The 20571-nt window shown below is 68.9% G+C and carries 18 protein-coding genes; 6 read left to right on the top strand and 12 right to left on the bottom strand.

The genetic code is table 11. The features are described 5' to 3' along the window. From NGJ44_RS23215 to NGJ44_RS19860, 5 genes are all read right to left on the bottom strand, one after another. A partial coding sequence (locus NGJ44_RS23215; protein WP_502802156.1) for a DUF802 domain-containing protein occupies positions 1–1119 on the bottom strand: 1119 nt, incomplete at its 3' end. A gap of 893 nt (positions 1120–2012) precedes the next feature. After that, entirely contained in the window at positions 2013–2768 is a 756-nt protein-coding gene (locus NGJ44_RS19875; RefSeq protein ID WP_251865353.1) for a DUF3348 domain-containing protein, read from the bottom strand. A 108-nt stretch (positions 2769–2876) separates the two neighbouring features. After that, positions 2877–4952: an FUSC family protein gene (locus tag NGJ44_RS19870; RefSeq protein WP_251865351.1), complete on the bottom strand. Its 2076-nt coding sequence runs from the start codon at positions 4950–4952 to the stop codon at positions 2877–2879. Next, entirely contained in the window at positions 4949–5404 is a 456-nt protein-coding gene (locus tag NGJ44_RS19865) for a MarR family winged helix-turn-helix transcriptional regulator (protein ID WP_251865349.1), read from the bottom strand. The genes NGJ44_RS19870 and NGJ44_RS19865 overlap by 4 nt, the downstream gene beginning before the upstream one ends. 141 nt (positions 5405–5545) lie before the next feature. Further along, positions 5546–6373 (bottom strand): alpha/beta fold hydrolase, encoded by an 828-nt coding sequence (locus NGJ44_RS19860; RefSeq protein ID WP_251865347.1) that lies wholly within the window; start codon positions 6371–6373, stop codon positions 5546–5548. Between the two features lie 186 nt (positions 6374–6559). On the opposite strand from NGJ44_RS19860, the gene NGJ44_RS19855 reads away from it, so the two are divergent. Together NGJ44_RS19855 and NGJ44_RS19850 are read left to right on the top strand one after the other, a co-directional pair. Beyond that, the gene (locus tag NGJ44_RS19855; protein WP_053246226.1) at positions 6560–7609 is read left to right on the top strand and encodes an NADP(H)-dependent aldo-keto reductase; all 1050 of its coding nucleotides are present in this window, start codon (positions 6560–6562) and stop codon (positions 7607–7609) included. A 151-nt stretch (positions 7610–7760) separates the two neighbouring features. Continuing rightward, positions 7761–9923 (top strand): TonB-dependent siderophore receptor, encoded by a 2163-nt coding sequence (locus NGJ44_RS19850; RefSeq protein ID WP_235490974.1) that lies wholly within the window; start codon positions 7761–7763, stop codon positions 9921–9923. Between the two features lie 13 nt (positions 9924–9936). Here the strand turns inward: NGJ44_RS19850 and NGJ44_RS19845 are convergent, their stop codons facing one another. Further along, positions 9937–10740, bottom strand: a complete 804-nt coding sequence (locus tag NGJ44_RS19845) for a metallophosphoesterase (RefSeq protein ID WP_053246228.1) — start codon at positions 10738–10740, stop codon at positions 9937–9939. A gap of 168 nt (positions 10741–10908) precedes the next feature. Here NGJ44_RS19845 and NGJ44_RS19840 point away from each other — a divergent pair, with 168 nt between their 5' ends. Continuing rightward, positions 10909–11319, top strand: a complete 411-nt coding sequence (locus NGJ44_RS19840) for a lysozyme inhibitor LprI family protein (protein ID WP_053246229.1) — start codon at positions 10909–10911, stop codon at positions 11317–11319. A gap of 29 nt (positions 11320–11348) precedes the next feature. Here NGJ44_RS19840 and NGJ44_RS19835 read toward each other — a convergent pair whose 3' ends face one another. After that, on the bottom strand, positions 11349–11999 hold the full coding sequence (locus NGJ44_RS19835) for a response regulator (RefSeq protein ID WP_251865345.1): 651 nt from the start codon (positions 11997–11999) through the stop codon (positions 11349–11351). Positions 12000–12309: 310 nt separating this feature from the next. Here NGJ44_RS19835 and NGJ44_RS19830 point away from each other — a divergent pair, with 310 nt between their 5' ends. Continuing rightward, positions 12310–13416, top strand: coding sequence for a porin (locus NGJ44_RS19830; protein WP_053246231.1), 1107 nt, complete (start codon positions 12310–12312; stop codon positions 13414–13416). A 51-nt stretch (positions 13417–13467) separates the two neighbouring features. On the opposite strand, the gene NGJ44_RS19825 is transcribed toward NGJ44_RS19830, so the two are convergent. The 5 genes from NGJ44_RS19825 to cyoA form a co-directional block, all read right to left on the bottom strand. Then, complete coding sequence (locus NGJ44_RS19825; RefSeq protein ID WP_251865342.1) at positions 13468–14244, bottom strand: SURF1 family protein; 777 nt, start codon at positions 14242–14244, stop codon at positions 13468–13470. Continuing rightward, complete coding sequence (cyoD, locus tag NGJ44_RS19820) at positions 14241–14705, bottom strand: cytochrome o ubiquinol oxidase subunit IV (protein WP_251865340.1); 465 nt, start codon at positions 14703–14705, stop codon at positions 14241–14243. Before cyoD ends, NGJ44_RS19825 begins: the two co-directional genes overlap by 4 nt. Beyond that, positions 14702–15343 carry a cytochrome o ubiquinol oxidase subunit III gene (gene cyoC, locus NGJ44_RS19815; RefSeq protein WP_053245838.1) on the bottom strand — a complete coding sequence of 214 codons (642 nt, stop codon included), beginning with the start codon at positions 15341–15343 and terminating at the stop codon, positions 14702–14704. The genes cyoD and cyoC overlap by 4 nt, the downstream gene beginning before the upstream one ends. Further along, on the bottom strand, positions 15336–17339 hold the full coding sequence (gene cyoB, locus NGJ44_RS19810; RefSeq protein ID WP_251865338.1) for a cytochrome o ubiquinol oxidase subunit I: 2004 nt from the start codon (positions 17337–17339) through the stop codon (positions 15336–15338). Before cyoB ends, cyoC begins: the two co-directional genes overlap by 8 nt. A gap of 64 nt (positions 17340–17403) precedes the next feature. Continuing rightward, positions 17404–18447, bottom strand: coding sequence for a ubiquinol oxidase subunit II (cyoA, locus tag NGJ44_RS19805; RefSeq protein WP_251865337.1), 1044 nt, complete (start codon positions 18445–18447; stop codon positions 17404–17406). Between the two features lie 234 nt (positions 18448–18681). On the opposite strand from cyoA, the gene NGJ44_RS19800 reads away from it, so the two are divergent. Beyond that, a complete protein-coding gene (locus NGJ44_RS19800) occupies positions 18682–20004 on the top strand; it encodes an MFS transporter (RefSeq protein ID WP_251865335.1) in 1323 nt (440 codons plus the stop codon). A 124-nt stretch (positions 20005–20128) separates the two neighbouring features. Further along, positions 20129–20530 (top strand): hypothetical protein, encoded by a 402-nt coding sequence (locus NGJ44_RS19795; RefSeq protein WP_053246431.1) that lies wholly within the window; start codon positions 20129–20131, stop codon positions 20528–20530. Positions 20531–20571: the final 41 nt, after the last annotated feature.

The raw sequence follows: 20571 nt of genomic DNA, 5'->3' as shown, positions 1-20571 counted from the left end.
GGAGATGTCGCGCACGGTGGCGGCCAGGGTGTCGCAGACCTGCTGTTGCCGCTGCGCCGCCTGCTCGGAGGCGCGGCGCCATTCCTCGCGCAGCGAGCTGGCCATGTCGGCCAGGGTGCCGGTCCAGGCCTGCAGACGCTCGGCGTCGCGGGCGGCGAGGTCGGTGTGCATGCGGGCGGCCGCCTGCGGGGCCTCGGCGGCGGCCTGCACCAGCCGGTCGATTTCGGCGATGGTGTTGGCGGCGTGGGCCTCGGTCTGGGCGGAGATGTCGCGCACGGTGGCGGCCAGGGTGTCGCAGACCTGCTGTTGCCGCTGCGCCGCCTGCTCGGAGGCGCGGCGCCATTCCTCGCGCAGCGAGCTGGCCATGTCGGCCAGGGTGCCGGTCCAGACCTGCAGACGCTCGGCGTCGCGGGCGGCGAGGTCGGTGTGCATGCGGGCGGCCGCCTGCGGGGCCTCGGCGGCGGCCTGCACCAGCCGGTCGATTTCGGCGACCGTGCCGGCGGCATGGGCGCGGTTTTGTTCGGCGATCTCGCGCGCGGTCTGCGCCAGCGTTTCGCAGATGCGTTGCTGCTGCTGCGCGGCCTCGGCGCTGGCCTGCTCCCATTGGGCGCGCAGGGCCGCGCTGACTTCCGCCAGCGACCGGGCCCAGCTTTCGCGGCGCGCGTCGTCGCGCTCGGCCAGCTGCGCTTGCAGGCTGGCGTGCGAGGACTGCAGCGACGCCAGCAGCGCCTCGGCATGTCCGCGGAACGCGGCCGTAGCGTCGTCCAGCGCCTGGCGCTGCTGCCCGGTCAGCCGCCGGCCGGCCTCTTCCTGGCGCGTCAGCGCGTCGGTCCAGGCCTGGGAGACGCCGCCGGCGGCCGCTTCCATGCGCGCCGAGACCGTGTCCACCAGGCTGGCCGAGCGTTCCTCGAAGGTCTGTGCATAGCGCGCGAACGTCTGCTCCAGCGATTGGCCCAGCGCGGCGTTGGCCTGCTGCTGGCCGGCCACCGCCTGGCTCCACAGGCCGGCCACGCGCTCGGTGGCGTTTTCGAGCCGGGCCGACACGCCGTCGAGCTGCTGCGTGACGGCGGCGGCCACGCCCTGTTGCCACGAGGCGGCTTCACGGGCCAGGCTGGCCATGGTGGCTTCGGCGGCGGGCTGGATGGCCGCGCCGGCGGCGCGGGCGCTTTCGGCCACGCTGTGCTTCAGCGCTGTTTCCAGCGTGCCCGACAGGCGCGCGTAGGCGGCTTCGGTCTTGCCGTGAAAGGCTTCCTGGCTGGCGAGCAGGCGCTCGTTCAGGGACTGGCTCTGGCGCTCCATCTGTTCGGCCAGCGCGCCCAGGCGGTCGGCCAGGGCGGGCAGGGCTTCGGACTGGCGCTGCAGCAGGCGGTAGACCTCTTCGCGCTGGTGCGAGAGCGAATAGGCGCGCAGCGGGCCGGCGATGCGCGCGTCCAGCTGCTGCGAGGCGCGCAGGCGTTCGCGGCGGCAGAGACTGGCCAGCAGGCCCAGCATGGCCGAGGCGGCCACCCCGGCCACCGAAGTGCCGAAGGCAAAGCCCAGGCCCTTGACGGGCGCGGCCAGCGAGGCGCGGATCGCGTGCAGGTCGGTGGCGCCTTCGAGCGCCAGGCCGGTGCCGCGCAGCGTGGCCACCATGCCCAGGAAGGTGCCCAGCATGCCCAGCAGCACCAGCAGCCCGACCAGGTAGGGCGTAAGCGCCGGGCCGGGCAGGGCGGCCCGCTCGCCTTCGACGCGCAGCCGCGCCGCGTTGCGCAGGCTGGGGTGCAGCCGTTCGAGCCAGCCGTTCAGGCTGGCCGGCGCGGTTTCGAGATCGGAGGTCGCGCGCGCCAGGCTGTCGGTGGCCTGTTGATACCGGCGCAGCTCCAGCGCGCCGGTCAGGTAGAAGGCGCCCACCAGCAGGGTGACGGCCAGGGCCAGCGGATTGGTGGGCGCGTAGCTGTAGCCCACCCAGCACACCACGGCCAGGCCGGCAAGAAAGACGAGAAATTGCAGGGTTCGGATCATGGGGTCCTGTTTCAGCAGGCGCGAAGGGCGGCGAGCAGCCCCTCGACCGGTTGTAAGCGTATGTCCAGTTCGGCCAGCAGCACGCTCTGCATGTCCTTGCGGAACACGTCCAGCCATGCGGCGTCGGGCGCCCGGGCGGGTTCGCCGGCATCGGCCGCCGCCTGTTGCGCCTCGGCCTGCGCCGCTTGCCGCAGGCGCTCGAAATGCGGTTCCAGCAGGCCCGGCACCGCGGTCAGCAGGCTGCGCTCGCGCGCGGCCAGGGCCCGGTCCATGATGGCGTCCAGCACGGCCAGCCGGGTCATGCCGGCCGACTGGGCGGCCAGGATGCCGCGCAGCCGGCTGCGCAGGTTGCCGATGGCGGTTTCCATGGTGCGCTGCAGGAAGTGATAGCGCTGGCGATAGTAGGCGTATTCCGCATCGGCGTCGGCCGGCCGCGCGGGGCGGGCCGGCGCACGGGGCTGGCCGGGGCGCGGCTTCGGGGGCGGCGCGAACGCGCTGTCCTCGATGATGGCCTTGGCCAGATCGGCCCGCGTGCGGGCGCAGTCGCGCTCTTCGGGCTCGCCGAACGTTTTCGTGCCCAGCGGCACGGCGGGCGAGTTGCCGCCCAGCACGGCCGATAGGGCGATCGCGTCCGTCCAGCCCAGCCATTGGCTCAGGCGGTCGGACAAGGGCAGCTCCGAGGCCGGAGCCGGCCCCTGGCCCAGGCGCGTGAGCAGGCGGATGAGCGCGGAACCGCTGATGCCTCGGTCAGAGGGTACGTGCACCATGCCAGCAGAATCAAAAAGCCAGCAGTTTACACGCCGCGCAGGCGCCTGCCGGCGGTTTGCGGATAATGGGGACGGGATGTTGCAACAGTTGCCTGCAAGCCGGCCGGTTCAGCCCCGGTAGGGCGCCGCGCTGCCGAAGAAGGCCAGCCGCAGTCCGGCCAGCGCGGCCAGGATCTCGCGCAGGCCCTGGGCGGGCGGCTCGCGGCGCACCTGGGTGAGCGCGGCGTCCAGGCTGCGCAGCGCGTCGGCCGGCGCGCCCGCGGCGTCGCGCCGCTTGCGGCGGGCGTCGAACAGACGGGCCATGGCGCCCAGCAGGTCGTCGAGCGCGGCGCGGCCGGCCACCGGAAGCTGGGGCCGCAGCCGCTGCAGCTCCACCAGGTTGACGGCCGCGCCGAATTCGAAGCTGGTGCGCAGCGCCTTGGCCCGGACCGCGGGCGCGGCGGCCCCGGCGCGCGGGGCCAGCATGGCGACGCGGTCGTACATGCGCCGCGCGAAAGAATCGCGGCCCAGCGCCAGGCGGCCGCGCGCCGCCTCGGCCAGTTCCGCCCAGCCGCCGGCGATCAGCCGGCGCACGCTGGCGTCGGGGTTCATGGCGCGCACGAAATAGATCACGATGGTGGGCACGGCAAAGCCCAGCACCGACGCGATGGCGCCGTTGATGAAGGTGTCGAAGGTTTCGTTCTGTACGTTGTGGATGTTGAGCAGCAGGATGGTGTTGGCGATCATGGGCAGGGCAATGCCGAAATGCGCCATCGACGCCTGCATCATGCCCACAGGCAGCAGGAACACCGCCAGCGCCATGACCAGCGTGACGTAGTGGCTGGTCATGGGCAGCGCGCCGAACAGATACAGCGCCGCCACCACGGCCGACAGCACCGTGCATTGCAGAAAACCCTTGAGCGCGGGCACGGGGTCGTCCATGAACGACAGGATGCAGGAGCCCACCGAGGCCATCTGCACCGCCATGACGCCCGACGGCCAGCCCGTGGCGATCCAGGCGAAGGCGCAGAACCCCACCGACATCGCCGCCGCGGCCCCGCAGCGCAGCGCCACACCGTGGTCGCGCAGCTCGCCCACCGGCAACTGCCGCCCGACCCGGCGCCGCGGCCGCTCGCCGCGCCGGATGTGGCGCCAGAGGTCGTGAGCGTCCACGCGCAGCTCCACCAGCCGTTCCAGCCGCATCGCCAGGCTGTCGCGCAGAATGGCCTCCCAGGCCGAGGTGTCCGCGCCGCCGGGCTCGCCGGCCGCCTGCGCGCGCCGTTGCGCATCGGCGCGCAGGCGGCCGATGGCCTCGCGCAGCGCCGCCAGGTCGGCGGCCGGGTCGTCGTCCGGTCCGGGGCGCAGCCAGCGCTCCAGCAGCTCGACGAGCCGCGCGATGTCGGCCGGCCGCTCGCCGCCGGCCAGGCTGCGCAGCGCCGTCACGCGGTCGGTGATGGCGCCGATGACGGGCAGCATGAGCGCCATGCGGTCGTGCAGCACCCGCAGCACGCCTTGGCCGCCGCGCAACTGCGGTTTCTCGTAGGCCAGGTGCACGAACAGAGTGCGCAGCTCGGCCACGCCGGCGGCCAGGTGCTGCAGGTCGCGGGGCAGCCGGCGCATGCCGGCCTCGCCGTGCAGGCTGTCGATGAGCAGCGAGGCGGAGTCGCGCAGCCAGGCGTCGATGCGCATGGACACCAGACCGCCCACGTGCCGGGGCAGCACCAGGTGGCTGACCAGCGTGGCGCACAGGATGCCCAGCGTGATCTCCTCGCAGCGCGCCAGGGCCGTGTCGAACACGCCGAGCGGCTCGGTCACGCTGGAGAAGCCCACGATGGCGGCGGTGTAGCCCGCCAGCATGAAGATGTAGCTGCGCGGCCGGCGGTCCAGCATGGAGACGTACAGGCACAGGCCGACCCACAGCGCCAGCGCGCCCGACAGCAGGGCCGGCGCGTTCACCAGCCGGGGCACGAGGAGCACCGCCACCGCCGCGCCCAGCAGCGTGCCCAGCACGCGGTAGATGGCTTTGGAAGTCAGGGCGCCCGACAGCGGATGGGCAATGATGTAGGCCGTGGCCATGGCCCAGGCGGGACGCTGGAAGTCCAGCGCCAGCGATATGTAGAGCGCCAGCATCGAGGCCGTGAAGTTCTTGGCCGAGAAAATGGCGTCGTTGACCGTGGGGCGGTAGGTGAAAGCCTGGGTGATCATGCCTGCCGCCCCGCGGCGTTCAGGGCGTCCAGGCGCTCGTGGATGGCGCGCAGCACGCGTTCGGCCGCTTTCAGGTCGGCCTCGGGCAGGCCCTGCACGACTTCGGCGCGCACCCGGTCCACGATGGCGGCGATTTCCTCCGCCTTGGCCGCGCCGGCCGGCGACAGCGCCACGCAGCGCGCCCGCCTGTCGAGCGGGTCGGGCAGGCGCTCCACCAGCCCCGCCGCCTCAAGCGTGTCGATCACCCGCACCAGCGAGGCGCCCTCGATGCCGATCTCTTCGGCCAGCACGCCGTTGCGCAGCGGCGCCCCGTGCACCCGCAGCGCCAGCAGCGGCCAGGCGGTGGACTGCGACAGCCCGGCCACGGCCAGCGACTGGTCGATGCGCTTGCGCCACTGGCGCCCGCCCTGCACGAGCAGGCGGCCGATGGAAGCGGGGCGGGATTCGGTCATGGCTGTGTCCGGCGGGCGCGGAATATATTTAGCATGCAAGATATTAGCATACGAGATATACCCGCCGGCGCTTCAGCTTTATCGCGGCGCTGCGCGAGCGGCTGCCCGAGAAGCCGCTCGCGGTTCGAGCCGCGCGGCCCCTCAGCGCCCCGGCGGCGCGTCCAGGAACTGCGCCACCAGCGCGAGCACGCGCGCCTCGTCTTCGCGGTGCGGCACGTGCCGCAGGCCGGGCAGCAGCTCCATGCGGCAGGGCCCGCCGGCCAGCGCGCAGATGGTTTCGGGGTGGCGCGCGGTGCCGTACTCGTCCTGCGCGCCGTGCAGGGCGAGCACGGGGCAGGTCACGCCGGGCAGCGTGGCGCGCAGGCTCCAGTCCGCGAACGCGTCGGCTGTCCAGGTTTCGGTCCAGGCTTGCAGCACCCAGCGGGCTTTGTCGCCGTGGTAGCGGCGCAGGCGGTCGAGCTGGGCAGGGTCGCGGAACGCGATGCGCGCCTGGGCCACGCCGTCGCGCGTGTAGTCTTCCACGAAGGCCTGGGCGGATTCGGTGATGAGCGCGCGGCAGCCGTCCGCGTGGCGCGCGGCGCAGGCGACCGCCATGCCGCCGCCCACGCTGTGGCCCATGAGCACGAAGGACTCCAGCTCCAGTTGCGCGCGCAGCGCGGCGAAGCCCTGCTCGGCTTCCAGCGTGACGAAGGCCGGATCCAGCGGGCCGGGGTGAGGGTCCGAGCGGCCGAAACCCAGGCGGTCGTAGGCGATGACCCGCCGGCCCAGGGTGCGCGCCAGGGCTTCGGGAAAGCCCCGCCACAGCGCCACGCAGCCCAGGGAGTCGTGCAGCAGCACCACCGGCGGCAGGACGTCCCGGGCGGGCAGCCACTGGCGGGCGTACAGCCGCCCCTGCCCGGTTTCTATCCATACGTCGCGCGCTTCGATGGGAGCCGCGCCCTCAGCCTGCGTGCTGCCTTGCCCTTGCATGGTGTTCCTTTCTGGATGGCGGAGATCCCCGCGGCCGGGCCTGCCGTCCGGCGGCGGGAGCGAAAGGCGCATTGTCCGCCACGCGGGCGGGCCTTGTCATCCGCCGGCCGCCGCTTTCAGCCCCAAGCAAAGCGCGCGGGGTTAAGGTAGCGCTTTTCCCGTCTTTCTCTCACCACGGAGCTGAACTTGAAAACCCGCAAACTCGGCCGCACCGGGCTGGACGTGAGCCTGATCGGCCTGGGCACCATGACCTGGGGCGAGCAGAACACCGAAGCCGAAGCCCACCAGCAGCTCGACTACGCGCTGGAGCGCGGCGTCACCCTGATCGACACGGCGGAGATGTACCCCGTGCCGCCCATGGCGCAGACGCAGGGCCTGACCGAGACTTACATCGGCACCTGGCTCGCCAGGACCGGCCGCCGCCGGGAGATCGTGCTGGCGAGCAAGGTGGCCGGTCCGGTGCGCGACCCCAAGCGGCCCGGCCACATCCGCGACGGCAAGACCTTCCTCGACCGCAAGAACCTCACTGCCGCCCTGGATGCCAGCCTCAAGCGCCTGCAGACCGACTATCTCGACCTCTACCAGCTACACTGGCCCGACCGCACCACGGCCACTTTCGGCAAGCTGTCCTATCCCTGGGTGAAGGACGAGCACACCGTGCCCGTCGAGGAAACCCTGGATGTGCTCGATGGCTTCGTGCGGGCGGGCAAGGTGCGCTACGTGGGCGTGTCCAACGAGACGCCCTGGGGCGTGGCGCAGTTCCTGCGGCATGCCGAGGCGCGCGGCCTGCCGCGCATCGCCTCCATCCAGAACGCTTACAACCTGCTCAACCGGGTGTATGAAATCGGCCTGTCGGAATTCAGCCACCACGAAGACGTGAGCCTGCTCGCCTATTCGCCGCTGGCCATGGGCGTGCTTTGCGGCAAGTACCTGGACGGCGCGCGCCCCGAGGGCGCCCGGCTGACGCGCTACACGCGCTTTACCCGCTACAGCAATCCGCAGGCCGAGGCGGCGGCCCGCGAATATGTGGCCCTGGCGCGCGAGCACGGACTCGCGCCCGCGCAGATGGCGCTGGCCTGGGTCAACCAGCAGCCTTTTGTCGCCAGCAACCTGATCGGCGCCACGACCATGGCGCAATTGAAGGAAAACATCGACAGCGTCGACATCACGCTGCCGCCGGAACTGCTGCAGGCCATCGACGACATCCACCGCAGGCATCCCAATCCCGCGCCTTGAGGCGAGGCGCGCGCCGTCCGGCCGGCGGCGCTCCGGCGGCCGGACGCCGGGGCCCGCGACAGGTCCGGCCACCGGAATTATTTTGGTAATGATTCATATTTGTATTAAAAATCTGACTTTTTCCAACCCGCTTTTTCTTTGGAGAAATGTCTTGGCAGATCGTGCCCATTCCTTGCCCGCCCGCGCCCGGGCGCGCGGCGTCCGGCTCCTTCCCGCCGCGCTGCCCCTGGCCCTGGGGCTGGCTTTTCCCGCTGCCGCCCAGCAGGCCGCGCAGCCCGACGGCCCGGTTGCGCAACTGCCCGCCGTGACGGTCAAGGCCAGCGCGGTGGATGACACGCTCCAGCACCTGGAGGCGCCCGTGAATACCGGCGCCCTGGGCAGCCGCAGCCAGCTCGAGACGCCTTTTTCCAGCGCCGTGGTCAACGCGGCGGACCTCGAGAACCGCCAGGTCTCCAAGCTGGGCGATGTGTTCGCGCTGGACGCCTCGGTGTCGGACAACGGCTCGTCCAGCGGGGCCTGGGCCAGCTACCTCACCGTGCGCGGGCTGCCGCTGGATTGGCAGAACTCCTATCGCATCGACGGCAAGCCCTTTCCCAGCTACGTGGTCACGCTGCCCTACGAACAATTCGAGCAGATCGACCTGCTCAAAGGCGCGTCCGGCTTCATGTACGGCTTCGGTTCGCCCGGCGGGATGCTCAACTACGTCACCAAGCGTCCCACCGACGAGCCCGTGCGCAGCATCGACTTCGGCTATCTTTCCAAGGGCCTGCTGCGCGAGCATGTGGACCTGGGCGGCCGCGCGGGGCAGGACGGCGCGCTGGGCTACCGCCTGAACGCCACCCACGAGGAAGGCAATACCTACAACAGCGGCTCGCTCTACCGGGATTCGGTGTCCCTGGCCCTGGATGCGCGCCTCACCGACCGCCTCGTCTGGGATTTCCAGTCGCTCTACCAGGACCGCAAGGCCATCGGCCAGGATCCCACCATCTATGCCGGCACGCTGCCCGACGGGGCCGGGCTGCCGTCTCCGGTGCGGGCCGACGACAATCGCCTGGTGGGCGAGGGCACCTACGCCGACACCCGTTTCCGCTTCTATTCCACCGGCCTGAAGTTCCGTCTCGACGACCGCTGGACGCTCAGCACCGACTACAGCTACAGCTCCACGCGCACCCGCCGCAACGAGTCGGTGCTGATGCTGCGGAACAGCGCCGGCGACTACGACGACTATCGTTCGGACTACGGCGAAGCCTATGGCTACAACCAGTGGCGGGCCATGGCCGAGGGCCGTTTCGCCACCGGCCCGCTGCGGCACCACGTGGTGCTGGGCGCATCCTGGGAGAAGCGCAAGAACGACTACAGCGCCAACGGTGTGTACGAGCCGAAGGGAACCGGCAATCTCCACGACCCGAACCGCAACGTCTACGACAGCGAAGGCAGCCTGGACCTGTACCGCGCGGCGGAAATCACGCAGAAGGCCGTGTTCGCCAGCGACACCCTGGACCTGGGCCGCGGCTGGTCGCTGCTGGGCGGCCTGCGCTACACCGATTACGAGCAGCGCGGCTTCGACGCCACCGGCGCGCAGTCGTCGAAATACGACAAGAGCGGCGTGCTCACGCCCACCGTCGCGCTCATGTACAACGTCACGCCGCAGACCATGGTGTATGCCAGCTACATCGAGTCGCTGGAGCCCGGCTCGTCCGTGGGGCCGCTTTACGAAAACGATGGCGAGCTGCTCGATCCGCTCAAGAGCCGGCAATACGAACTCGGCGTGAAGACCAGCCACGAAGACTGGGCCGCCACCGCGGCGCTGTTCCGCATCGAGAAGAAAGCCGAGTACGCCAACGCCGCCAACGAGCTGGTGCAAGACGGCAAGTCCGTCTACCAGGGCCTGGAACTGGGCGCCTCGGCCCGCGTGGCGCGCGACTGGACCGTGGGCGGCAGCCTCATGCTGCTCGATTCCGAGTACCGGAAAGGGGCCGGCAACGTCGGCAACCGCGTGGCCGGCGCGCCGAAGTTCGTGGCGGCGGCCCAGGCCGCCTACGCGGTGCCGGGCGTGCCGGGCCTGAAGCTGCGGGCGGACGTGAAATACACGGGAGCCACCATGCTGCTCGCTTCCAACGACGTCGAGGTCGGCGGCTACGCCATCGTCAACGTTGGCGCCACCTACGACACGCGCATCTACGGCTACGAAACCACCTTCCGCGCCGGCATCAACAACCTGGCGGACAAACGCTATTGGCTGTACCAGTCGGAAGGCTACGTCAAGGCGGGGGATCCGCGCACCTACGGCCTGAGCGCCAGCCTGAAATTCTGAGGCGGGCGATGCGTCAGACTTCCCACACCTTGCCGGGCGCGTAGTCGCCCTGCTCGCCTTTCTTGGCATAGCCGAGCGGGTTGGCCACGACCCGGCAGCCGTTCCGGACGTAGTCCTGGGCGCAATGCAGGTGCCCGTGCATCCAGCAGTCGGCCAGCGGCAGCAGGTCGTCCAGCGCATTGCAGAAACCGGCGGTGCCCGGCGTGACGCCGTAGCGCGGATCGGCGCTGGCCAGGGTCGGGGCGAAGTGGGTGACGACCACGGTGCGGCCGGCGTGCGGGGCGCGCAGCGCGCGGGCCAGCCATTCCTGGCAGGCCAACCCCTCCTCGCGCATCTGCTCGGCCATGAACGGCGCGCCATGGCGGCGCATCTCCGCCTTGGCCAGGTAGAAGTCGGCCGCGCGGAAAGCCTTGCCGCGCTTGTTCAGCACGGCGGTCAGCGTGTCGCCGGGCGCGGCCAGCGCGTCGAAGTCCGTCCACAGCGTGGTGCCCACCAGCCGCACCCCGTCCAGCACCAGGACTTCGCGCTCCAGCCAATGGATGTCCAGCGCCTGGCAAAGCTCGCGCAGGCGCGCATGGGTTTCGTCGAAGTCGCGGTTGTCGTATTCGTGGTTGCCCGGCACATAGACCACCGGCGTGGGCCAGCCCCGGCGGGGCGAGTAGCGGCCCAGGCCGAAATCGTCTTCCTGGAGGCGGCTGCCGCTGCGGTAGGAGCCGATGTCGCCCGCCAGCACCAGCAGGTCTGCCCCGGGCGCGGGGCGGGCCTGGAAAGTGGGATCGGTTTCGAGATGCAGGTCCGAGAGCAGCTGGATTTTCATGGGGAACGGCGACAAGGGGCAGGCCATTATCTTAGCGTCGCGCCCGGCGCGGTTAAGGATGGAAGCAAACGGCATGGTACGGTTGCTGCGCGCGCCGGCCGATTCTTCTATGGTGTCGGTGTTCCATTGCGCCGCGCGCGCAATTTCCCGGCGACAGGAGAAACATCGATGCGGCATGCGACAGCGGGCGTTGTTCTGGCGGGGCTGGCCCTGGCGGCGGGCGCCCAGGCGCAGGGCCTGAACTGCGCCGACCCGGCAACCCAGACCGACATGAATCTCTGCGCCGACCAGGCTTACCGCAAGTCGGACGCGGAGCTGAACGCGGCCTACAAATCGCTGGTGGCGCGGCTGCACAAAGACAGACAGGCGGAGTCGCGGCTCAATACCGCGCAGCGCGCCTGGCTGGCGTTCCGCGACGCGGAATGCGCGTTCGCGGCGGGCGGCGTGCAGGAAGGCAGCGCCTATCCCATGGCCCAGGCCCGATGCCTGGACCGGCTGACGCGCGACCGCACGCGCGCGCTGCGCGATTACCTCGAGTGCGGCGCAGGCGACCTGGACTGTCCGGCGCCGGCGGACTGACGGCGCCGGGGCCTTTGCGGGCGCCGCTTCTACGGAAAAATGCCGCTCGTGACGCAGAACGCGACCAGCTCCTGGTCGGTCTGCACGTTGAGCTTGCGCATGGCCGAGATCTTCTGGCCGCTGACGGTCTTGACGCTGCGCTTCAGGCTCTCGGCCACCTGCATCATGGATTCGCCGCGCACGAAGTGCCGCAGCACCTCGTATTCCTTGGGCGACAGGCTGTTGATGCGTTCGCCGATGAACTTGTTGCGCGCGTCGATGGCGCCGTCGCGCTGGAAGCCGGGCGGGTAGTAGCGGCGGCCGGCCTGCAGCGTATGCAGGGCGGCGGAAATCTCGTTGAGGTTGTGGCGCTTGAGCACCACGGCGGACACGCCGGCGTCGTAGAGGGCCGAGATGATCATGGGGTTGGACACCATGGTCAGCACCACCACGCGCGGAACCGGAAAGTGCCGCCGCAGGTACTTGACCAGGCGGATGCCGTCGCCGTAGGTTTCGTCGCCCGGCATGGAGTAGTCGGTGATGATCACGTGCGCGGGGTGGCGGCGCAGGTGCTCGACCAGGGCCGTGGGACTGTCGAGCGTGGCGGTGACCTCGAAGCTGAAGTCCTTCTCCAGCAGGTCCCGCATGCCCATCAGCACCAGCGGATGATCATCGGCAAGGACGATGCGGAGTCGGGTCATGGGTGGGCGGTCGATCGAAAGCTGTGATTTTGCGTTGCCGCCGCCGAGGTGGGCGTTAGGACTTATCTGAACGTTTGCTTCTGAAATCTGATTCCCGTTCAGCCCTTGTCTAATGGGCACGGACGCCGTTGCCACCGGCCTGCCGCGGCCCGGCTTGTTCTGCGGTTGATCCGATTTTTTCCCTGAATTTGCGGGTAAATAGCCAAAAAATGTCTGAAATTGAACTAAAATCCGGTTCGGGAACCCCACCTCGGCTATGCCAAACGTGTGGTTCCTTTTTCTTTTTCCACACCATTCAGGAGTTCAACGGATGAAAAAGACGCTGCTCGCAGCCGCCATGCTGACCGCATTCGCAGGCACCGCTCAGGCAGAAACGTCAGTCACTCTCTATGGTGTCATCGACACCGGCATTGGCTACAACAAGATCAAGGGCGACGGATACGACGGCAGCAAGCTGGGCATGATCAACGGCATCCAGGCCGGCTCGCGCTGGGGCCTGCGCGGCTCCGAAGACCTGGGCGACGGCCTGCGCGCCGTGTTCAAGCTGGAAAGCGGCTTCGATTCGGGCAACGGCGGCCGCGGCCAGAGCGGGCGCCTGTTCGGCCGCCAGGCCACCATCGGGTTCGCCAACGACGCCTGGGGCTCGCTGGAGTTCGGCCGCCAGGCCACCGTGGGGTCCAACTACCTCGCCGACATCGATCCGTTCTACACCAGCTACACGCAGGCCAACCTGGGCCTGGGCTTCAGCGCCGCCAACACCATGCGCTGGGACAACATGGTCATGTACCGCACGCCCAACGTGAATGGCTTCGAGCTGGGCGTGGGCTATTCGTTCAACGCGGACGACACCATCGGCGACCAGAGCGGCTTCGGCACCGCGGACAACACCCGCGGCATCACGGCCGGCCTGCGCTACCTGCGCGGCCCGCTGAACGTGACCCTCACCTACGACCAGCTCAACGGCTCGAACCGCGCCTCCATCGACCACAGCGCCACGCCGCGCCAGTACGCCGTGGGCCTGTCCTACGACTTCGAAGTGGTCAAGCTCGCCGCCGCCTACGGCCGCACCACCGACGGCTGGTTCGTCGGCCAGGACCTGCCCTCCGGCACGCCCTACAGCGACCAATTCGGCAGCAGCCGCTTCGTGGACGGTTTCCGGGCCAATGCCTACATGCTGGGCGCTACCCTGCCCATCGGCGGCGGCAGCAGCCTTTTCGCCTCCTGGCAGCGCGTGGATCCCAACAACGCCGACCTGACCGGCGGCGACGAAACCATGAACGTCTGGAGCCTGGGCTACACCTACGACCTGTCCAAGCGCACCAATCTGTACGCCTACGGTTCGTACGGCAAGGATTACGCCTTCATCGACGGGCTCAAGAGCACGGCCCTGGGCGTGGGCATCCGCCACACGTTCTGATCCGGCGCGCGCTTGCCGGCGCGCGGCCCGCATGGCGCGGGCCGCGCGGGTTCAGTTCCTGCGCGAACGGTTTTCCTCGCGCACGACGATGAGCGCGCCGATGATGACCATGAGCGCCAGCGCGTACCAGGTGATCGCGTAGCTGAGGTGGCTGTTGGGAAAGGCCAGCACGGTGAGGCCCGCGACGGGGGCCGAGGCCGGATCGCGCGGCGCGCCGGGCGCCGCCTCGGCGTCGATGAAATAGGGCGCGACGTCGGCCAGCCCGCGCGCCGCCGCGATGGCGGGCAGGTCGCGCGTATACCAGAGGCCGGCGGCCGGATCGTTGTGGCGCAGGAAGGCGCCGCCGGCTTCGCCCATGCGCAGCAGCCCGGTCACGCTGCCGGGCGCCGGCGGTTCGCCCCGCGCGGCCGGCGTCTTGCGCCAGGCGGGCAGCACGAAGCCGCGGTTCACCATGACGATGCCGCCGCCGTCCAGCTCCAGGGGCGTCATGACCCAGTAGCCGCTGCCCAGCTCGGTGGCGGCCTGCACCAGCGTCTGGCGGTCGTAGAGAAACATGCCGCTCGCGCTCACGCGGCGGTATTCGGCGTTGGCTTCGTTCAGGCCGGCCCACTGGCCGGGGCCGGGAGCGGCCTGGGGCGGCGCATGGACGCGGGCGTCCACCCGCGCGATCAGCGCTTCTTTCCAGGCCAGCCGGTGCACCTGCCAGGTGCCCAGGGCGCAAAAGCCGGTGAACAGGACGGCCGCGATCACGGCCAGAACGAGCAGCCGGGCGCGGCTGCGGGGCGCGCGCGGTGCGCCGCCCGGGGACTTCTCGGTTGCTGCGGTCAAGGCATATTCCGCATGTCGTGTATCGACGCGGGCATCATGTTGGAGTTGAGGTGGTACATGATCCAGATGGAGCCGCTGAGGGTAATCACAACGAGCACCAGCGTGAAGATCAGCGCGAGCATATTCCAGCCGCTCTCGGACTTGGCGTCCAGGTGCAGGAAATACACAATATGTACCACGATCTGCACCACCGCGAAGGCGAGGATCACCAGCGCGGTCACGCGCGAGCTGTCGAACACGCGGTTCATCACCAGCCAGAACGGTATGGCGGTCAGGATGGCCGCCAGCACGAAGCCCGTGACGTAGCCCTTGAAGGTGCCGTGCGGGCCGTCGTCCTCGCCGTGCCCGTCATGGCCGCCGTGCCCGTCATGGCCGCCGTGGCCGCCATGGCCGTGATCTGCCGCGTGCTGCATGCCGTGGGCCTGGCTCAGGTTGGCCATGTGATCGGTGCGTACGGTCATGGCAGCACTCCCATGAGATAGACGAAGGTGAACACGCCCACCCAGATCAGGTCCAGGAAGTGCCAGAACAGCGACAGGCACATCAGGCGCCGGCGGTTGGCCGGGATCAGGCCGTGCAGCTGCACCTGGACCATCATCGTCACCAGCCACACGATGCCGAAGGTGACGTGCAGGCCGTGGGTGCCGACCAGCGTGAAAAACGACGACAGGAACGCGCTGCGCTGCGGCCCCGCGCCCTCATGGATGAGGTGAGCGAACTCGTAGAGCTCCAGGCCCAGGAAGCCCGCGCCCAGCAGGCCCGTGACCGCCAGCCAGCCCTGCGTCGCGCCGATCCGGTTGCGGCGCATTTCGAGCATGGCGAAGCCGTAGGTGATGGACGAGAGCAGCAGCAGCGAGGTGTTCACCGCCACCAGCGGCAGGTCGAACAGGTCGGCCCCGGACGGGCCCGCCGCGTAGCTGCGCCCCAGCACGCCGTAAGTGGCGAACAGGCAGGCGAAGACGAGACAGTCGCTCATCAGGTACACCCAGAAGCCCAGCAGGGTTCCGTTCTGCGGGTGGTGCTCGCCTTCGACGTGGAAACTCAGCGGCTGCGGCGGCGTCTGGCCGCCGGTGAGAGGGGGCGCGTAGGTATCAGACATGTTTGCTCAGGAGCTGGGTTCGGGCGGCTTCGCAACGGACGACTTCCTCGGCCGGCACGTAGTAGTCGCGCTGGTAGTTGAAGGTATGGACGATGGAAACCAGGATCAGCGCGGCGAACGAAACCGCCGCCAGCGGCCACATGTGCCAGATCAGCGCGAAGCCCATCACCACGCTGATGGCGGCCAGCACGATGCCGGCCCAGGTGTTCTTGGGCATGTGGATGGGAATGAAGCCCTGCTGCGGCCGCTGGTAGCCGCATTGCTTCATCTGCCACCAGGCGTCCAGGTCGTGCACCCGCGGGGTGAAGGCGAAGTTGTAGGCGGGCGGCGGCGACGAGGTGGACCATTCCAGCGTGCGGCCGTTCCAGGGGTCGCCGGTGACGTCGCGCAGTTCATGGCGGCGCCGGTAGCTCACCACGAGCTGGATCAGGAAGCACGCGATGCCGATGGCGATCAGGCCCGCGCCCACCGCCGCGATCTGGAACCAGATCTGCAGCGAGGCGTCCTCGAAATGGCTGAGGCGGCGCGTCACGCCCATGAGCCCCAGCACGTACAGTGGCATGAAGGCCACGTAGAAACCCACCAGCCAGAACCAGAACGAGCACTTGCCCCAGAACGGATCGAGCTTGTAGCCGAAGGCTTTGGGGAACCAGTAGGTGATGCCCGCCATCAGGCCGAACAGCACGCCGCCGATGATGACGTTATGGAAGTGCGCGATCAGGAACAGGCTGTTGTGCAGCGCGAAGTCGGCGGGCGGCACGGCCAGCAGCACGCCCGTCATGCCGCCGATCACGAAGGTGACCATGAAGCCCACCGTCCAGAGCATGGGCACCTCGAAGCGGATGCGGCCGCGGTACATGGTGAACAGCCAGTTGAAGATCTTCGCGCCCGTGGGAATGGAGATGATCATCGTCGTGATCCCGAAGAACGAGTTCACGCTGGCGCCCGAGCCCATGGTGAAGAAGTGGTGCAGCCACACCAGGTACGACAGCACCGTGATCACCACCGACGCGTACACCATGGACGCGTAGCCGAAGAGCCGCTTGCCGCAGTAGGTGGACACCACCTCCGAGAATACGCCGAAGGCCGGCAGGATCAGGATGTACACCTCGGGGTGGCCCCAGATCCAGATCAGGTTCACGTACATCATGGCGTTGCCGCCGAAGTCCGCCGTAAAGAAATTGGTGCCCACGTAGCGGTCCATGGAGAGCAGCGCCAGCACCGCCGTCAGCACGGGGAAGGCGGCCACGATGAGCACGTTGGTGCACAGCGCGGTCCAGGTAAACACGGGCATGCGCATCAGCGTCATGCCGGGCGCGCGCATCTTCACGATGGTGACCATGAGGTTGACGCCCGACAGCAGCGTGCCCACCCCCGCGATCTGCAAGGCCCATATGTAGTAATCGACCCCCACGTCGGGACTGTGCAGAATGCCGGACAGCGGGGGATAGGCCAGCCACCCGGTGCGCGCGAATTCGCCCACGAAGAGCGACATCATCACCAGAACGGCGCCGCCGGTGGTCATCCAGAAGCTGAAATTGTTCAGGAAGGGGAAGGCCACGTCGCGCGCGCCGATCTGCAGCGGCACGATGTAGTTCATGAGCCCGGTGACCAGCGGCATGGCCACGAAGAAGATCATGATGACGCCGTGCGCGGTGAAGATCTGGTCGTAGTGATGCGGCGGCAGGTAGCCCAGCGAATCGCCGAAGGCGATGGCCTGCTGCAGCCGCATCATGATGGCGTCGGCGAAGCCCCGCAGCAGCATCACGATGCCCAGCACCATGTACATGATGCCGATCTTCTTGTGGTCGATGCTGGTGAACCACTCCCGCCACAGGTAGCCCCACTTGCCGTAATAGGTGATGGCGCCCAGCAGCGCCAGGCCGCCCAGCACCACGGCGGCGAAAGTGGCCAGCAGTATAGGCTCGTGGTACGGAATCGCTTCCCAGGTCAGGCGACCGAAGAAGAGCTTGGTGAGGTCGGAGTGCTCAGTCATCTCGCTTCCCGTATAGAACCCAGGTTCGACATCGCGCCGCGCGGACGGCGCCTGCGGCCGGCCGCTACATCACCAGATCCGCCCCGGAAGTGCACATGGCGCCCACGTACCTGCGCACCGGCGCCTGTTGCAGGCCCAGCCGCTCGCGCGTGGCGGCGTCCAGGCTGGTGACGTTGTGCGCGCCGGGCAGCCCGAGCCCGCCCTGCGCGTCGATGGCCATGGCGTCGCGCATGCACATGCGGTTGGGCTCGACGCAGCGGTTCACGATGGCCTCGAACAGCCCTGGCGCCACGGACGCATAGCGCGCCACCGGATTGCGCTCGCTGGGCTGCTCCAGCTTCAGGTAGGCGCCGCGGTCCATGGCGGCGCCCGCGGCGCGCGCCTGTTCCACCCACTTGTCGAAACCCTGCTGGTCCAGGCCGTGGAACTTGAAGCGCATGCCGGAGAATCCCGCCCCGCTGTAGTTGGCGGACATGCCTTCATACTCGCCAGCATGGTTGATGACGGCGTGCAGCGTGGTCTGCATGCCCGGCATGGCGTAGATCTGGCCCGCCAGCGCCGGCACGAAGAAGGAGTTCATAACCGAGGATGCGGTGATGCGGAATTCGATGGGACGGTCGACCGGCGCCGCCATTTCGTTGACCGCCGCCACGCCCTGCTCGGGATAGAGGAACAGCCACTTCCAGTCCATGGCCACCACTTCGACCACCAGCGGCTTGGTGTCGGCGGGCACCTCGCGCCCCTCGGAAAGCCGCGCCAGCGGGCGGTAGGGGTCGAGCTGGTGGGTGCTGACCCAGGTGAGCGCGCCCAGCGCGATGATGATGAGCAGCGGCGCGGACCAGATCAGGAGTTCGAGGACGGTGGAGTGGTTCCAGTCGGGCTCGTAGCGCGCCTGGGTGTTGCTTTCGCGGTAGCGCCAGGCGAAGAGCAGCGTGAGCACGATGACCGGCACGATGATGAGCAGCATCAGCACGGTCGATATGATGATCAGGTTGCGCTGTTGCACCGCCACGTCGCCCGATGGCGAGAGCAGCACCGCATTGCATCCGGAGAGCAGCGGCAGGGCGCCAAACAAGATCAATCCGCGGAGCTTTGGGAACGACGGCATGACCACACCCCAATACGTAACCGTGATCGTTAAACGCAACAGTACGCTGGAAGCCGCGAAAAATCTAGGGTAAAAAGAGCGAAAGCGTGCGCGGGCTCGCATGCGGCAACGGGCCGTGTTCCCTGGAGAATGCGGCTCGCAAGCCACGCGCGGCGCGCGCTGGAGTGTTGCAAGAACGTGTTGCATAAGCATGGCAAACACGTATTCCGAAACCTCCGTCAGAGGAGCACTCAGATGGCGAGCACCACGCAATATCCCGGGCAGGCTTCCGCCTATGTCGGCTCGTCGGGGATCAGCCACGCCAAGGTGGCGCCGGGCGAGATCGCGGTGGGAGTCGTGGTCGGACGGGCCTCCGAGTACTTCGATTTCTTCGTGTTCGGCATCGCCTGCGTGCTGGTCTTCCCCAGCGTGTTCTTCCCCTTCGAGCCCCGCCTCGAAGGCACGCTCTGGTCCTTTGTCATCTTCTCCTTCGCCTTCATCGCCCGCCCGATCGGCACCGCCGTCTCCATGGCCGTGCAGCGGCGCTGGGGGCGCGGCACCAAGCTCACCATGGCCCTGTTCCTGCTCGGCACGGCCACCGTCGGCATGGCGTTCCTGCCCGGCTACAACGTCATCGGCATGCACGCCATCACGCTGCTGGCGATCTTCCGGTGCCTGCAGGGGTTCGCGCTGGGCGGCTCATGGGACGGCCTGCCCTCGCTGCTGGCGCTCAACGCACCGCCAGACCGGCGCGGCTGGTACGCCATGCTGGGCCAGCTCGGCGCGCCCATCGGCTTCATGGTGGCCAGCGCGCTGTTCCTGTTCCTCACCGTGGCGCTCACGCAGCAGGATTTTCTCGAATGGGGCTGGCGCTATCCCTTCTTCGTGGCGTTCGCCATCAACGTGGTGGCGCTCTTCGCGCGGCTGCGCCTGGTGGTCACGGAGGAATACACCCAACTGCTCGAAGAAGGCGAGCTGGAGCCCATCGGCATTCCGAAGATCGTGCGCGAGCAGGGCTACAACCTTTTCATCGGCGCGTTCGCGGCCCTGGCCAGCTACGCGCTCTTTCACCTCGTCACCGTGTTTCCGCTGTCCTGGATCGCGGTCAGCGCCACGCAGCGCATGCAAGACGTGCTGGTGGTGCAGATCGTCGGCGCGGCAGTGGGCATCCTGGGCACCATCGCCTCGGGCTGGATCGCCGACCGCATCGGCCGCCGCACCACGCTCGGCACGCTGGCCGTGCTGATCGGCGTGTTCGCGCTCTTCGCGCCCTGGCTGCTGGGCGGCGGCCCAGCCGCCCAGGACGCTTTCATCCTCATCGGCTTCGCCCTGCTCGGCCTGTCATACGGGCAGGCGTCCGGCACCGTCACCGCGAACTTCGAGCGGCGTTTCCGCTACACGGGCGCGGCGCTCACATCCGACATGGCCTGGCTCATCGGCGCGGCCTTCGCGCCGCTCGTGGCGCTGGGGCTCTCGGCGCGTTTCGGGCTGGCGGCCGTGAGCATCTATCTGCTGTCAGGCGTGGCGTGCACGCTGATCGCGCTGCGCATCAACAAGGTGCTGGAGACGCGGGACTGATTGCGACCGGGCCGCCCGCCGCGGGGCCGCCCGCCGCGGGATCGCCCGCCGCGGGATCGCCCGCCGCGGGATCGTCGTTAGAATCTGCGGATGGGCGATTCCCGCCCGCGATCCCTGGCCGGCTATGAACTTCCCGTTTCCCATCCGCCAAGCGTGCCCGCCCGGCGCCTGCGTGTGCGACCGCGATCGGCTGTTTGCCGATCCCCGGGCCGACTTCCGCATCCTGCGCCTGACGCGCGAGGAGGAGAAGCGGCTGGTGGCCCGGCTGGAGAGCCTGCGCGACCTGGAAGACCTGCGCGCCATGCAGGGCCGCATGCACGCGCAGCTCGGCATCGTCGTCACCATTACGCCCAGCGCCAACGAGGTGCGGACCTCGCGCGGCATTCAGATCCAGCTCGAGAGCCAGGCCGGCCTGTGCCGCAAGACGCGCGCCGCCATTCCGGCAGCGATCCGCCGCGCCTTCGACAGCCGTCCGGAAATCGTCTATGCGCTGCTCAACGAGCGCGACCTGCTGCACGGCGCCTAGCGCGGCGCGCCAGCACTGAACGCGGTTTTCCGAAGGGGGGC

It is taken from the genome of Achromobacter sp. Marseille-Q4962 (assembly GCF_943737005.1).
Classification (GTDB): domain Bacteria; phylum Pseudomonadota; class Gammaproteobacteria; order Burkholderiales; family Burkholderiaceae_B; genus Achromobacter.
The sequence above is the reverse complement of the archived record's forward strand: the minus strand, read 5'-3'. Positions and strand labels throughout refer to the sequence as shown.

What these genes read in the sequence shown, in the direction of transcription:
- cyoC (WP_053245838.1), bottom strand. Translation starts at nt 15,343, where the DNA reads ATGTCTGATACCTACGCGCCCCCTCTCACCGGCGGCCAGACGCCGCCG.
- NGJ44_RS19835 (WP_251865345.1), bottom strand. Translation starts at nt 11,999, where the DNA reads ATGACCCGACTCCGCATCGTCCTTGCCGATGATCATCCGCTGGTGCTG.
- cyoB (WP_251865338.1), bottom strand. Translation starts at nt 17,339, where the DNA reads ATGACTGAGCACTCCGACCTCACCAAGCTCTTCTTCGGTCGCCTGACC.
- NGJ44_RS19830 (WP_053246231.1), top strand. Translation starts at nt 12,310, where the DNA reads ATGAAAAAGACGCTGCTCGCAGCCGCCATGCTGACCGCATTCGCAGGC.
- cyoA (WP_251865337.1), bottom strand. Translation starts at nt 18,447, where the DNA reads ATGCCGTCGTTCCCAAAGCTCCGCGGATTGATCTTGTTTGGCGCCCTG.
- NGJ44_RS19840 (WP_053246229.1), top strand. Translation starts at nt 10,909, where the DNA reads ATGCGGCATGCGACAGCGGGCGTTGTTCTGGCGGGGCTGGCCCTGGCG.
- NGJ44_RS19845 (WP_053246228.1), bottom strand. Translation starts at nt 10,740, where the DNA reads ATGAAAATCCAGCTGCTCTCGGACCTGCATCTCGAAACCGATCCCACT.
- NGJ44_RS19870 (WP_251865351.1), bottom strand. Translation starts at nt 4,952, where the DNA reads ATGATCACCCAGGCTTTCACCTACCGCCCCACGGTCAACGACGCCATT.
- NGJ44_RS19865 (WP_251865349.1), bottom strand. Translation starts at nt 5,404, where the DNA reads ATGACCGAATCCCGCCCCGCTTCCATCGGCCGCCTGCTCGTGCAGGGC.
- NGJ44_RS19800 (WP_251865335.1), top strand. Translation starts at nt 18,682, where the DNA reads ATGGCGAGCACCACGCAATATCCCGGGCAGGCTTCCGCCTATGTCGGC.
- NGJ44_RS19795 (WP_053246431.1), top strand. Translation starts at nt 20,129, where the DNA reads ATGAACTTCCCGTTTCCCATCCGCCAAGCGTGCCCGCCCGGCGCCTGC.
- NGJ44_RS19875 (WP_251865353.1), bottom strand. Translation starts at nt 2,768, where the DNA reads ATGGTGCACGTACCCTCTGACCGAGGCATCAGCGGTTCCGCGCTCATC.
- cyoD (WP_251865340.1), bottom strand. Translation starts at nt 14,705, where the DNA reads ATGACCGTACGCACCGATCACATGGCCAACCTGAGCCAGGCCCACGGC.
- NGJ44_RS19860 (WP_251865347.1), bottom strand. Translation starts at nt 6,373, where the DNA reads ATGCAAGGGCAAGGCAGCACGCAGGCTGAGGGCGCGGCTCCCATCGAA.